Raw genomic sequence first — 12,950 nt, 5'->3', positions numbered from 1 at the left:
AAAACACCTCAACAATGCAGAAATATATAGTAATCTCCGTTATTCTTCTCTCTGTATTCGTATTCAATTCTTGCCAAAATAAAACATCAGAAAACATTAAAATTGATACAAGTAAGGAAATCAAAAGTCCAAATGAAGAGTCCGTTGCATCAGAAGAAAAGGAGTCCTCAGACCCTGGTTTTGCAATACAAAGTGTTGACGATGAATTGGCACACAAAATAAAGAACTACCTAACGAGTAAATTCCTAAAAGAAGCAGATTTAAGGTCAATACCCAAAGAAGAAAGAAAATTTCAACTCTATAAAATTGATTTGAATAGTGATGGGAAAAATGAAGTGTTTGTTAACTTTTTAACCTCTTACTTTTGTGGATCTGGCGGTTGTACCATACTCCTTTTAAGTAATGATTTGGAACCCATAACTAAATTTACTGTAACAAGAACTCCTTTATTTGCAGAACAGACTATTAAAAATGGTTGGAGAATACTACTTACAAGATCTGAAGGTGAATTAAAAGAATTGACTTATAATAATGGCGCGTATCCATCAAACCCATCTATGTTAGAAAAGGCACCTTATGATGCACCAAGTGGCCACTCAGAAATTATGTTCGACGAAAATTTCAGTAAGCCAAAAACATATGAATTTTAAGGTCCATTAGAAAAAATGGTTACCCTTAAAATACACCTCTTTAAATAATTTCCATGAAGGCAAAAAAGAGCTTCCTTAGGACAAGGAAAATAAGAGTAACTCATTGTCATATTCTTTAAAAAATCAAGGTTTTACAAAAAGTTGTTTTGTTTTAGTGTAGACTTCATATTTTGTGGTCTTCCCGGAAATTATCCTTTATATTTTAATCGTTGTACTCGTATCATTGTAATTCACTATCTTTCGGATACGACGGAAAATCGAAGCTATTTTTATTAAAATAGCCATACAAAAAACCATTGGCAATAATCTTATAATTTTGTAAGACACCTAAATATGATACTACATGCTACAGAATAGAGCTATAGCCTATACCAGAAGTTGGTTAAACACCTTTTTTTTGAGTACTATTTTAGCTACAATTATTGTTTTCATTCTGATTTTCTTACAACCCTTCGATACCTATACTAATGATACACCATACAAAAATTTAAAGCTTTTAGGATATAGTCTGTGTATCATCATTCCAATTTTAATTCTACACGTTTTAGAGGAATATTGGTTTAAAAAAAACAATAATAAATGGTTTCTTTTTCAGGAAATAATCATTTTAACTCTTGGTTTCTTTTTTATTGCTATTCTCTGCTATTTCTACAACACTTATATTGTTAATGACTTAGAAGTAAATTCTGGTTACATTTTACAATGGGTGGTAGAATTTGGAGTTCCGTTTATTCCTATATTCATGCCACTTTGGATTTATTTCCGCTTTAGATTTAGTAAGGTTGTCATTAACCCTGCTCTAATCAAAAATCAAGCAGTAGTAAACATAAAAGGAAATAATCAAAACGAAGTCTTAAGTTTTCCTGAACAGGATTTTGTTATGGCGAAGGCCCAAGCAAATTATGTGGATATTTACTATCTCAAGGAAAATGAGATCCAAAAGGAAATGATTCGATATACTATTTCAGGTTTATTAGAATTAATTCCTTCAGCACAGCAGATTCATAGATCCTATTTAGTAAATCCTGCTATGATTTCTGACATCAAAGGAAACACTCGAAAAGGAAATGTGGAGCTAAAACATATCGAAGACAGCGTTCCTATTTCCCCAAAGCACTTTATAGGCGTTCAGAAATACCTTCAAACTCGTCCCTAAGGTTCAATTTTATCCCTCGCCATTCAATTTCATGGCATAAACTTCATACTCATCACTTAAGTTTTTCAGCACGATTTAAAGGTTCTTAATTTGTGTCCAACAAAAACCAAAACCCACGAATTAATGAAAACTATTATTACATTCTTAATCAGTATTCTTGTATTAACACAGGTTGTAAATGATGACAAGAAAGTCAAAAGATCAGAAATGCTCGATAAGGTATTTATGACTTTAGAAGAAAACATTGCCAACCCAGATTGGTTGACCGATAAGTCTTTCCTAGATTTTAAAGCGCTATTATATTCAGACTCTATACTCTCTTTAAATGATCAGGAGTTTCAAAAAACTTTCGATCAAGCAAGATGGAATTTACCTTTTACTCATTTTCAAATTCTGAAAACAAAGGCTTCTTCAAGTTTACCTAAAAATAAGACCGAGCATGACAATGATCCTTCTGTAACATGGGAAGCAATTGATGAAAAAACAGCTTTTTTAAGAATCAGAACTTTTTCTATTCCAGGCAAAAAGATAGCCAGAGCACTTCAGGAAATTGGGACAGACAATTATGAAAACCTCATTATCGATTTAAGAGATAATGGTGGTGGAAATCTAGAAGGTCCTATCGCTTTAGGTCGGTTTTTGACACAAAAACCCATCGATGCTGGTTATTATTTAACCCGAAAGTGGTTCAAAAATAATAAAGACTTACCAACTTCAGAAGACGTACAACAAATGCCTTTTCTCCAAGACTTCAGTTATGCAGGTATCAAAAAAATGTTTGCCAATGAAGCGGCTTTTAGAATGGTAATACCTGGCCATGAAAACACTGTCTATAAAGGTAAAGTTTATGTACTTATCAATAAATGGACAGCTAGTGCTTGTGAACCCTTAATAGATATATTTAAGAAGAATAAGATTGCCACTTTGGTAGGCGAAACATCCTGCGGAGGCATGCTATCTGGTAGTTATTTTGATATTAACGAAGACTATAAAGCCTTTATTCCTATAGCAGATTATTATACAGCTCATGGACAGAAAATAGATAAAATTGGAGTAAAGCCTGATATTGAAATTAATCCTGAAAATGCTAAGGAATACATCATTAAATTAATTAAATAACTTAAAAACAAATAAAATGAATTTTGGAGTGTATAATCAAGTCGTTGTAGAATGGTTAATCTTTATAGCTCTTTTACTCATCCCACTTATTGTTTTTAGAAACAAAGTAAATTGGAAATGGGTTGGCTTAGCCATTGGAATATTTCTGCTTCACAAAATTGTTCTTTTTTTTGGTGTGGACGGAACCTATCCGGACCTTATCCCTGGCAGGTATAACTGGGAAGGCAAAATGGCAGCTATTATTTTCCTATTACTCTGTGCCTATTTATTATTTCCCAAAAAAGCAAACGAATGGGGTTTTAGATTATCTCAAAATGGAGTAGCTAAAAAAGCAGGCATCATTACAGCCATTATAACAGCACTGATCGGAACATTACTAGCATGGCTCTATTTTAGTGGAACCAAAGAAGGATCAACTAGTGATTGGCTCTACCAGTTAAGTATGCCAGCTTTTGAAGAGGAAATCTTTGATCGTGGAATTATGCTTCTCATACTTGAGAGGGCGTTTAGTCAAACGTGGAAATTTGCAAAGGTAAATTGGAGTTGGGGAGCAATAATTATAACAGCGATGTTCTACCTGACACATGTTATTCATGTGGATGCCGACTGGAATACAGTGATTGTTTGGGGAGATTTTCTACCTGGACTTTATGGACTATTATTTATGTATATCCGTCTAGCAACGGGTAGCCTTTTATTGCCTGTTATTCTTCATGGTTGGATAAATGTTGTAGGATATTTGATTTAAAAAAAGATTGAACAAAAAGAAGAACTTTAAAAATTCACACCCATCTAAAAAGAAGAGTTTTAAAATTAATTACATAACATATGAAAATAAGGAATAGTCTTTTAATAGGCCTAATGGCATTGACACTGGGGTGCAAACAAAATTCAAGTGAAGATAAAACGGAAAACACTAAAGAACCTATTATTATCAATTTTGACGATAAATTGGCATTTACCGAGTTTAGCCAACTCAATCTAGACGAAAAATGTGTGAATCTTCTTGATCCAAGAAATACAACTGAAAATGAAAGTAAAAGAGTTATTGAGTCGTGGTCAAATTTTCATAAAAAGATTATTAGTTTTTTGAAAGAAGAAGATTTTTCCTGGGAAGTTCCGGATTCCACCATTAGTATTTACAATAGAATATATTTTGATAAAAATGGAAGGGTAAACTATTACGTTTTTAACATCAATAATCCGTCTATATCGGAACTAAAAAAAGAAGAATTTAAAAACACTTTGTCAAAGTTCAGCAAGGAGGTTCACATAGAGTTACGGAGAGATGAAGAATTTGCGCAATGTGGTAAAACCAAATATTTTAATTATTAAAACTATTTGCCCATTATTGACTTTAGCACAAGTCATTCAAAACCCTTTAACCTTTGAATTTCAGCTTAAAAACCATAAAATAGAGTGATGCAATTTTTAGAATTTATTTTAATTATCATGTCAGCTGTTTATGTTTTGTTTCACAGAACCATAAGCACTAAAATTAATAAGACTTATATATTCGGTTTATTAATAATTATTATGTCCATTCATTTATTATTTAATGGATACAGATTGCAAATGATTCCTGCATATATTCTTTGGATCATTTCAATAATTACAGCTTCTTTAAAATCTTATCAAAGGCCTGCAATTACAATAAGGATTTTAAAAATCATGGGGTTGGTCATCATAATAGGTATATCCATCGCATTACCATCAATATTTCCAGTCTTTAAATTACCTCAACCATCCGGTCCCTACAAAGTAGGCACAAAAGACCTACATCTTATCCTTGATAGAGATGAGGTAATTACTACAGATAAAACAGATAAAAGGGCCTTAATGATTAAAGTCTGGTATCCATCTAACGAATCCGTAGGAAAACAGGATCCATATATTGATGAAGGCGGAAGACATGGTTTTGCACAAAAATATGGTCTTCCAAATTCTGCCTTCAATTATTTAGACAAGATAGAAACCCATGTTTACAGAGACATTAATATTGCTAAAGAAGAGTTTCCAGTTTTAATTTTTTCACACGGCTACAACTCAAAAGCCAATAGCTATTACGCGTTACTATCAGAAATTGTAAGTCATGGTTATGTTGTCTTTGCAGTCAACCATACTTACGAAAGTACAGGAAGCACGTTCCCGGATGGCTCTGAAGTATATTTTAATTATCAGTATGCACAAGAGATCGAATCTGATACCTGGCATATGATGGAACCTGTAGTTGAGGCCTTTAATAATGATCTTACTTTTGAAGAACGTCATCCTATAGTTAAGAAAGGACTTACTTCCTATTTTGTGCGAGATATGGAAGAACGATGGGCCATGGATGTGGTAGATGTTGTGAATCAAATTGATGACTGGAACAGTAGTGGCTTCTTTAAAGGTCATTTAGATTTTTCAAATATTGGTGTATTTGGCCATTCCAGAGGTGGTGGTGCCGCAGGCGAAGCATTGCTAACGGACAATCGCATTAAAGCAGGTGCTAACATAGATGGTGTTCAATGGGGTAGAATTGTAAACACAGCTTTTGATGATCCATTTCTTTACATTACTGCTGACTGGCCAGAAGATAAAGAAGATCTAAATTCTCATGCTTATATCAATAAAAGTAAGGACGTCTTCTATGAAGCTAAAGTATTAGGAACGCTTCATAGTAATTTTATGGATATTCCTTACATGATTCCCGTAAAAACCTTAAGTCAGGCAGGTGCGATTGATCCAGATTTAGCAATTGAAATAACAAGTAAAGTCGTTACCGCTTTCTTTGATAAGCATTTAAAAAATAAGGAAACAGATTTGAAGGCTTTAGATTCTAACTATGACATGCTTGATCTTAATATATTCATTGGAGATTCTATAAATTAATAACAGTATATAGATACCCTCCTATATTGATTTAAGAATCTATTTAAAAGAAAATTTTCAAATTAGACTTTGTTTAAAAACTATAATAAGGTTTGCTAAAATTAAAATCCCAATTTACATTATGTTAATTTTTTTAGCCGTTTATATGATACTATAGTTCCTTTAGTTAACATGTAAATTGTAATTCCAACTTCTCCCAGAGCTGCTGCTATACCAACTATTAAGGCGGTGTAGAATTCATATCCTGGAAAATTAAAGTTTCCGAATGTTTCTATAAGGTAACCAGCACCTGAACCCAATAACAGGCCACCGAAGAAATTTGGAAATACATTAGATTTATAGATAAGTATGCCAAATAATATGCAATGAATACCAAAAAATCCTCCCGCAATGAGATACCCATAATGATGCGCTACCATAAAAATGCTACTCATTTCCTGTAGTTGTTCTATACTAAAAGAACCAGTCAACTGGTGAATATCAAATACCTTCATTGCCATATAGTGATTAAGAAGATTTATACTTCCTATGGCTGGATGTGCTATTAATCTAAATACCGAAGACATCATAGCCAAGGTTTTATTAAATGGCTTAAAAATCTGATACAACATGACAGCTATAACTGCATCCATTAGAAAAGCTACCAAATCCATGGTTAATCCAAGCTCAAACAGCCCTTTGTTCTGCATAATATTATTAGCTGTTGCTACGGCATTATCAGGGATAATGAGGGTTCCTCTTACATACCCTTGGCTAAAGCCGGCGCAAATAATAACTATGAGATAAAATAGACCTGTAAGGCGTATAATTCGTAAACTGGCAAACGTATTTTTACCATTCATTTCTAATGGATTTTATTATTTAAAAGCATTCTTTCCTTGATTAAATGAGTATTAGGGATAACTCTAATTTTTAAATAAGTATGACCCAAAAATTAGTGGTCTGTCTTAGTGTTTAAGTCCTCAAGAAGACTTTCAGCTTGTTCAACAAGTAACTCTTTGGATATCAATTCGTTTGCTATCTTTTTTGCATTTTCCGCTTTCCCTATTGAAGCATATGTTTTAGCTAATAGAAGCTGCAGATTTTCATTAAAGAAGTAAGGTGCGGTTAATTCAACTAGTTCTATACCTTTTAATAAACCATTCTTGTCATCTTCAGATGCTAAAATTTTATAGTATCCATAAACTGCTATCAGCGGCATGTCATAGTTACTAATATCCTTGGCTAATAACTCTTCGGCTTTTAGCGTGGTTAGTGTTTCATCTAGTATGTTTTGTATAAGAAGAACACTATTTTCATCAGCATATAACTCTCTGGTTACAGGTTTTAATCCCAAAGATTGTACCACGGCTTCAGCAGACTTGGCAGTTGAAAATGGATTTTGACCAGTCACAAATTTTCCAGATACCACAACTTTAGAAAGCATGAAATCGGTTTGCTTAAAGTCCGCGCCTCTAGCTTTTAACTGCGTTTCCAAACTAAAAGGAAACTCTTTTACCCATTTCTTTCCAAAAAGCTCCTCTTCTAAATTAGTAAAACCAGTTAACGCTACACCATTAATGATATAGTCATCATTATTTTTAACGTTTGCAAATACGGCTGGACCATGACAAACGGAAGCAATAACTGTTTGGTCTCTGTTGTATAGGTTTAATATTATATCTTGCAGCGAAGGGTCAAAAGGCAAATCGAACATAGCTCCCTTTCCCCCTACGAGATAAATAGCATCATATTCCATAGGATTTATGCTGGCTGTTGTTCGTGTTGTATTCAATAATTGTAAAGCCTCTTGATCTTTCAATAACTCTTGATTATAGGCTTTCTCTTTGTTATATTCATCAGACTCCACCTTTCCCCCTTTCGGACTGGCCACGTCAACGGTGAGACCATTGTTTTTGAACACCAAATAGGCTTGTGAAAATTCATCAAATTCATATCCAGGTCGTGAAGCCCCCATATCTTTGCCATAGCTGCTAACTACCATTAAAATTTTCTTCTGATTGTTATTTCCTTGAGAAAAAAGTAACATTGGTAAGCATAAAACTAGACTTAAAATCGTTTTTTTCATTTTTTGTTTCTTTATTGATTAGATATAAAACACGAGTGAATAACTGTTTTGTTACACTAGGCGTTTTAAGTCGAAGAAACAAAAGGCATAATTCAATTATTCAATTAACTTATTTAGGTCATTACCCGTTAAATGATGTACGTTTTTGGTAATTTTTTCAATATCCCAATTCCACCATTGAAGCTCTAAGAGTTGATTTATTTTAATATCATCGAATCGTTTACGAATCATTATTGCTGGATTGCCACCCACAATTGAGTAGGGTTCAACATCTTTGGTCACTACAGATTTAGAAGCAATGATAGCCCCATCTCCTATTGTCACTCCTGGCATAATTGTGGCATCATGACCAATCCAAACATCATTACCAATAACAGTGTCGCCCTTTGTGGGATAGCTTTTTCCTTGCATGGCATTTTGCCAATCTACACCAAATATGGCAAAGGGATATGTTGTTATGGCTTCTGTAAGATGATTACCTCCATTCATAATAAAAGTCACACCAGAGGCTATCATACAGAACTTACCAATAATTAATTTATCGCCTATAAAATCGAATAAATACTTCACGTTTTTTTCAAAATTATATACATCTTCAAAATCGTCGTAATAGGTGTAATCGCCAACAATAATGTTTGGATTAGCGATTATATTTTTCAAATAACAAAGCTTGTCATAGTTTTCAAGTGGAAAGGTGGTATTAGCATCAGGAATGTTCATAGTAGTTATTTTATTTATCTAACGCATAATACTAGGCACGAACGAAGTTATAAAATCTTATGCACTATATAAATAAAGGTACTCAAAAGCTAATTATGATTTCTCACTTTGATCTCAAGAAATACCACAAAATATAAGTATAAGTTCTACAAATCACGCTAAAATGAATAAAAACAGATAATGTTTTATCTTTGAAAAGGTCTTAATAAAGAAGATTAAATGAAATACTTCTCAATTCATCTTTACCGTAAAATGCTCAATTGTGCAATAGCTGAAGGCATTCCAAAGGATGAATTTGAGAAACTACCAACTCCGATGAGCAAAATTAATGAGCTACAAGTTGTTGATGCCGAGGAATTTTTAGCACTTCATGAACTACTTGAAAAACGATTGGATTCTGGGTTTTCTGTAAGAGTTGGTCAAAAAATGATTATTGAAGATTATGGTGTTTTAGGATTGTCTTGGCGTACGTGTTCCAAAGTTGGTGAAATCTTTGAACGAAGCGAACGCTATTTCAAACTGTTATCCAACACATTTATATGGCAAATTAAAAACGAAGGAGATATTTCCCATGTGGTGCTTAATCGGGAAGCACATCGAAGAGGTATGGAATTATCCACTGAGGCGAGTTTGTCTGCCACCGTAGTCGTATTGCAAGCGATGTCTGAAAAAGAACTTCGTCCCGTCCAAGTCAGTTTTAAACACAAACCAGCAAAAGACATCACAAGTCATAAGGAAGCATTTAAATGTCCAATAATATTTGAGCAGCCTCGTTATTCGATTAGCTATAAAACAGCCGACCTTAATTTACGAACCGCAAAGGCGGATGCCAGTATAAACAGCTATTTACTTCAACAAGTTGATGAAAAAACAAAAGGTATAAAAATTCCTGGTCATAAGATTATAAACGATGTTGAAGCTCTTATAAAGGATGCACTGCCCACAGGTATTCCAAGCATACATTATATTAGTGACCTGTTAGCCATGAGTAACCGAACACTGACCAGGAGACTCTCTGAAACTGGTGTAACCTATCGTGACTTAATTAAAAGGACACAGGAAACCATCGCAAAGGATATGCTTTATAATACTGAGCAAAGTATAGGTGAAATTGCCTTTCTTACCGGGTTTTCAGAACAAAGTGCATTCAACCGTGCATTTAAGAATTGGACGGACCAAACCCCATCAGAATTTCGTAAAAACAACTAATAGTTAGATTTTGGCGTAAAATGTCAAAAGCTTGTCTTTAAGTGTCAAAATACTCTTTTGAACACTGCGCATCTTTGTACCATCAAATTAATTAAACAATTTAATGATGGTAATTATAGTAAAACTATTAATAGGAATTTTTATAGCGCTTTCAGCTGATTCACTAGATACTTATACATCTATTGAGAGCAATAATGAAAAAGCTAAATTATATGTGTCAAATTATATAATTGGAAATCCCCGCGATAAAGCTTTTCAAATTTTAGACAATAAATGCAACGTTTGCCATAGTAAACGCAATAAAAGACGAGTATTCACAATTGAAAACATGGATGACTTTGCGCCTGATATTTATAAACAGGTATTTGTAAAAAAACGTATGCCTAAAGGCCGAAAAATAAAACTTACGTCTGAAGAATATCAAGACGTTTTGACATGGATATCAAACACAAAAAAATAAACAAATGGAACTAAATTTTAAATTAATCGTATTAACACTGAGTATCCTATTTACTGGATTAACTGCTGGATTGTGCTTTACCTGGGCTAATGCCGTAACTCCCGGATTAGGTCGTTTAGATGACCTAGGGTTCTTAAAGGCATTTCAAGCGATGAACAGAACCATCCTTAATCCAACTTTTATAATTGTATTTATGGGACCTTGTTTACTGCTGTTCATAAATGCCTTTATATTCAAAAACATCAACCAGTTCGCATTTACCTCTTATTTGGTGGCAGCTGTTCTGTTTTTTGCAGGCGTCGGTCTGATCACAATTTTTAAAAATGTCCCTCTTAATGAAATACTTGACAAAACAGTATTAGAAACTGCCACTAATGTAGAGCTCTCGGAATTACGAAAAACCTTTGAACAGCCCTGGAACCAATGGCATATGGTTAGAACCGTATGCTCATTTACCTCATTCGCTTTATTGGTTACAGGACTATTATTCAACAAATAAAAACATATTGAATTTTACTAATTAACATTAAAAAACGAACAATTATGAAACATTTAAGAGCAGTTGGCATCGGAATTATCATCTGGATTCTAGGGGTTAGTGTTTATAATCTGTCCTTTTATATATCGTTTGTAGAGGACGCACAACAACAAGCCAATATACTGCTTTCTATTGCAGTAATGCCTTTGGTCTGGTTTGGTGCAAAACAGTATTACAAAAAAGGTACGAACACACATGGCTATTGGGTTGGCCAAACCTTCTTTTTAACCGCAACCGCTTTAGATGCCTTAATCACGGTTCCCGTTTTTATTATTCCAAGTGGCGGTTCTTATTATCAATTTTTTACCGATTTAGGGTTTTGGCTTATTGGGTTCGAATTTATAAGCATAACAGTCCTGTATTGGTATATCAAACTGAGAATTAACAAACAAAATCAAACTACATAAAACATAAAAAACATGAAACAGAACATTTTAGTTATCGGAGGAACTGGTAAAACTGGTCGCCGAGTAGCCCAAAATTTAACGCAAACCGGACACAACGTACGTGTCGTGGGAAGAAAAACCAATCCAGCTTTCGATTGGGATAACCCTGAAACTTATGCTGCAGCATTAAAAAATATGGATAGAGCGTATATCGTATATTATCCAGATTTAGCCGTACCAGGATCAAGGGATGCCATAACAGCATTGACCGAAAAAGCAATGGAAGCTGGCTTAGAAAAAGTGGTCTTACTATCAGGAAAAGGTGAAACCGAAGCTGAGGCTTGTGAAGACATCGTTGCTAATTCAGGACTAAACTACACTTTGGTTAGAGCGTCCTGGTTTAATCAAAACTTTAGTGAAGGTGCTTTTTTAGAATTTGTCTTAAATGGTGCAGTGGCCTTGCCAATGCCAGAGGCAGAAATTCCATTTGTTGATGCTGATGACATTGCTGACGTTGTTTCTAAAGTCTTAATTGATGATTCATATAATGGACAAACGATAACCGTTACAGGACCTCAAAAAAGAACCTTTAAAGAAGTGGTAGACATTATGGCTGAAGCTTCTGATAAACCGATACAGTTTGTGCCGATTTCAATTGACGAATTCAAAGAAGGAATGAGACAAGCCGGTTTGCCAGATTCTTATGTTTGGCTATTTGGGTATTTGTTTAAAGAGGTTTTAGGCAATCCTGACAATCAAGAGGTATCTGAAGATGTGGCCAAAGTCTTGGGCAGACCTGCCAAAGATTTTGAAACCTATGCAAAAGAAACTGCTGCTAGTGGTATTTGGAATGCAGAAATAATTCAGAAAAACTAAACCAACAAACAAGGCTCCAGGTACCTAGAACAGGTTTTGGAGCCTCTATTATAAGTTACCTTAAGATCTAAAATATTATTTGATGACAATCTCCTACCCCTTGATAAAACCAAAGTACTACAAGTCTTTATTGATAGATTTAGTGAGTTTTATAAAGTCTCCCAAGAACAAAACTATAGTAGAAAAAAGTACAACAAACAAAATTTATGATACCATAGGTCTATTTTTCATAAAAGTCGTTTTCTCAATAACAGTAGCATCATTATTACAGTTTATTTATGACCCTGAAAACCTGACGTCGATTAGTATGACCAAACGATTCTCCCCACTACTTTTACTTTTAGTTGGTGGCATTATCTTGCCATTATTTGAAGAAATAACCTTTAGATTATCTTTGAAATTCAACCCTATTTATTTTGCCTTGACATCCGGCACATTTACATACTACATTCTTACTAAACCCGTTTTTAAAAGTCGATTATCCCTTGTAGATGAAACGTTTTGGTATCGAGTAATTCCTGCTATTATCTTATTAATGATCATTTTTCTCTTCAGTAGCACGAAGCCCATCAAAATGATGCTACAGAATTTCTGGCAAAAGCACTTTAAAATGATCTATTATTTCTCATGTATAAGTTTTGCATGGCTTCATATTTTTAATTTTGAATTAAACCTCACCAATCTTTTATGGTTACCCATATTAACCTTACCGCAATTATTTATTGCAACTATTGCCGGGTATACGCGCGTTGCTTTTGGATTTCAATACCCTCTTTTGGTGCATATGTCAACAAACATACTATTCCTCTCCTTGACATTTTTACCTCTTGACTAATCTTGTAAATAATATGTACAGTTAACGCATTCATTAAGTGTTTCAAGAATAAAAAATAC

The 12,950-nt window shown here is 33.9% G+C and carries 15 protein-coding genes; 12 read left to right on the top strand and 3 right to left on the bottom strand.

Annotated elements, in window-relative coordinates:
• The first annotated feature begins 14 nt into the window (after positions 1–14).
• The 6 genes from ACFQ1K_RS08745 to ACFQ1K_RS08720 all read left to right on the top strand — a co-directional run bounded on the left by ACFQ1K_RS08745 (position 15) and on the right by ACFQ1K_RS08720 (position 5,799).
• Positions 15–650 (top strand): hypothetical protein, encoded by a 636-nt coding sequence (locus ACFQ1K_RS08745; RefSeq protein ID WP_320555195.1) that lies wholly within the window; start codon positions 15–17, stop codon positions 648–650.
• A gap of 343 nt (positions 651–993) precedes the next feature.
• Positions 994–1,806 (top strand): LytTR family DNA-binding domain-containing protein, encoded by an 813-nt coding sequence (locus ACFQ1K_RS08740; protein WP_320555194.1) that lies wholly within the window; start codon positions 994–996, stop codon positions 1,804–1,806.
• Between the two features lie 123 nt (positions 1,807–1,929).
• Positions 1,930–2,925: a S41 family peptidase gene (locus tag ACFQ1K_RS08735; RefSeq protein ID WP_320555193.1), complete on the top strand. Its 996-nt coding sequence runs from the start codon at positions 1,930–1,932 to the stop codon at positions 2,923–2,925.
• 16 nt (positions 2,926–2,941) lie between these two features.
• Positions 2,942–3,673 carry a CPBP family intramembrane glutamic endopeptidase gene (locus ACFQ1K_RS08730; protein ID WP_320555192.1) on the top strand — a complete coding sequence of 244 codons (732 nt, stop codon included), beginning with the start codon at positions 2,942–2,944 and terminating at the stop codon, positions 3,671–3,673.
• An 80-nt stretch (positions 3,674–3,753) separates the two neighbouring features.
• Positions 3,754–4,260 carry a hypothetical protein gene (locus ACFQ1K_RS08725; protein ID WP_320555191.1) on the top strand — a complete coding sequence of 169 codons (507 nt, stop codon included), beginning with the start codon at positions 3,754–3,756 and terminating at the stop codon, positions 4,258–4,260.
• Between the two features lie 201 nt (positions 4,261–4,461).
• Complete coding sequence (locus ACFQ1K_RS08720) at positions 4,462–5,799, top strand: alpha/beta hydrolase (RefSeq protein WP_320555190.1); 1,338 nt, start codon at positions 4,462–4,464, stop codon at positions 5,797–5,799.
• A gap of 119 nt (positions 5,800–5,918) precedes the next feature.
• Here the strand turns inward: ACFQ1K_RS08720 and ACFQ1K_RS08715 are convergent, their stop codons facing one another.
• The 3 genes from ACFQ1K_RS08715 to ACFQ1K_RS08705 form a co-directional block, all read right to left on the bottom strand.
• Complete coding sequence (locus ACFQ1K_RS08715) at positions 5,919–6,641, bottom strand: DUF4386 domain-containing protein (RefSeq protein ID WP_320555189.1); 723 nt, start codon at positions 6,639–6,641, stop codon at positions 5,919–5,921.
• A 92-nt stretch (positions 6,642–6,733) separates the two neighbouring features.
• Positions 6,734–7,867, bottom strand: a complete 1,134-nt coding sequence (locus ACFQ1K_RS08710) for a type 1 glutamine amidotransferase domain-containing protein (protein ID WP_320555188.1) — start codon at positions 7,865–7,867, stop codon at positions 6,734–6,736.
• Between the two features lie 96 nt (positions 7,868–7,963).
• The gene (locus ACFQ1K_RS08705; protein ID WP_320555187.1) at positions 7,964–8,587 is read right to left on the bottom strand and encodes a CatB-related O-acetyltransferase; all 624 of its coding nucleotides are present in this window, start codon (positions 8,585–8,587) and stop codon (positions 7,964–7,966) included.
• 219 nt (positions 8,588–8,806) lie between these two features.
• On the opposite strand from ACFQ1K_RS08705, the gene ACFQ1K_RS08700 reads away from it, so the two are divergent.
• From ACFQ1K_RS08700 to ACFQ1K_RS08675, 6 genes are all read left to right on the top strand, one after another.
• A complete protein-coding gene (locus ACFQ1K_RS08700) occupies positions 8,807–9,796 on the top strand; it encodes an AraC family transcriptional regulator (protein WP_320555186.1) in 990 nt (329 codons plus the stop codon).
• Positions 9,797–9,899: 103 nt separating this feature from the next.
• On the top strand, positions 9,900–10,256 hold the full coding sequence (locus ACFQ1K_RS08695; protein ID WP_320555185.1) for a hypothetical protein: 357 nt from the start codon (positions 9,900–9,902) through the stop codon (positions 10,254–10,256).
• Positions 10,257–10,260: 4 nt separating this feature from the next.
• Positions 10,261–10,755, top strand: coding sequence for an anthrone oxygenase family protein (locus tag ACFQ1K_RS08690; RefSeq protein ID WP_320555184.1), 495 nt, complete (start codon positions 10,261–10,263; stop codon positions 10,753–10,755).
• Positions 10,756–10,799: 44 nt separating this feature from the next.
• On the top strand, positions 10,800–11,201 hold the full coding sequence (locus tag ACFQ1K_RS08685; RefSeq protein WP_320555183.1) for a DUF5367 family protein: 402 nt from the start codon (positions 10,800–10,802) through the stop codon (positions 11,199–11,201).
• Positions 11,202–11,213: 12 nt separating this feature from the next.
• Positions 11,214–12,056 (top strand): NmrA family NAD(P)-binding protein, encoded by an 843-nt coding sequence (locus ACFQ1K_RS08680; protein WP_320555182.1) that lies wholly within the window; start codon positions 11,214–11,216, stop codon positions 12,054–12,056.
• A gap of 82 nt (positions 12,057–12,138) precedes the next feature.
• Positions 12,139–12,891: a hypothetical protein gene (locus ACFQ1K_RS08675; RefSeq protein WP_320555181.1), complete on the top strand. Its 753-nt coding sequence runs from the start codon at positions 12,139–12,141 to the stop codon at positions 12,889–12,891.
• Positions 12,892–12,950 lie beyond the last annotated feature (59 nt).

Origin of the sequence: Winogradskyella aquimaris, assembly GCF_042676105.1 — a bacterium.
Classification (GTDB): domain Bacteria; phylum Bacteroidota; class Bacteroidia; order Flavobacteriales; family Flavobacteriaceae; genus Winogradskyella; species Winogradskyella aquimaris.
Note: the sequence above shows the minus strand (reverse complement) of the source record. Positions and strands in the feature narration are given on the sequence as shown.

Bases quoted from the DNA above. Each gene is read 5' to 3' on its own strand.
- ACFQ1K_RS08725 (WP_320555191.1), top strand. From the start codon at position 3,754: ATGAAAATAAGGAATAGTCTTTTAATAGGCCTAATGGCATTGACACTG.
- ACFQ1K_RS08705 (WP_320555187.1), bottom strand. From the start codon at position 8,587: ATGAACATTCCTGATGCTAATACCACCTTTCCACTTGAAAACTATGAC.
- ACFQ1K_RS08675 (WP_320555181.1), top strand. From the start codon at position 12,139: ATGACAATCTCCTACCCCTTGATAAAACCAAAGTACTACAAGTCTTTA.
- ACFQ1K_RS08690 (WP_320555184.1), top strand. From the start codon at position 10,261: ATGGAACTAAATTTTAAATTAATCGTATTAACACTGAGTATCCTATTT.
- ACFQ1K_RS08680 (WP_320555182.1), top strand. From the start codon at position 11,214: ATGAAACAGAACATTTTAGTTATCGGAGGAACTGGTAAAACTGGTCGC.
- ACFQ1K_RS08685 (WP_320555183.1), top strand. From the start codon at position 10,800: ATGAAACATTTAAGAGCAGTTGGCATCGGAATTATCATCTGGATTCTA.
- ACFQ1K_RS08715 (WP_320555189.1), bottom strand. From the start codon at position 6,641: ATGAATGGTAAAAATACGTTTGCCAGTTTACGAATTATACGCCTTACA.
- ACFQ1K_RS08730 (WP_320555192.1), top strand. From the start codon at position 2,942: ATGAATTTTGGAGTGTATAATCAAGTCGTTGTAGAATGGTTAATCTTT.
- ACFQ1K_RS08695 (WP_320555185.1), top strand. From the start codon at position 9,900: ATGATGGTAATTATAGTAAAACTATTAATAGGAATTTTTATAGCGCTT.
- ACFQ1K_RS08745 (WP_320555195.1), top strand. From the start codon at position 15: ATGCAGAAATATATAGTAATCTCCGTTATTCTTCTCTCTGTATTCGTA.
- ACFQ1K_RS08740 (WP_320555194.1), top strand. From the start codon at position 994: ATGCTACAGAATAGAGCTATAGCCTATACCAGAAGTTGGTTAAACACC.
- ACFQ1K_RS08700 (WP_320555186.1), top strand. From the start codon at position 8,807: ATGAAATACTTCTCAATTCATCTTTACCGTAAAATGCTCAATTGTGCA.
- ACFQ1K_RS08710 (WP_320555188.1), bottom strand. From the start codon at position 7,867: ATGAAAAAAACGATTTTAAGTCTAGTTTTATGCTTACCAATGTTACTT.
- ACFQ1K_RS08720 (WP_320555190.1), top strand. From the start codon at position 4,462: ATGTCCATTCATTTATTATTTAATGGATACAGATTGCAAATGATTCCT.
- ACFQ1K_RS08735 (WP_320555193.1), top strand. From the start codon at position 1,930: ATGAAAACTATTATTACATTCTTAATCAGTATTCTTGTATTAACACAG.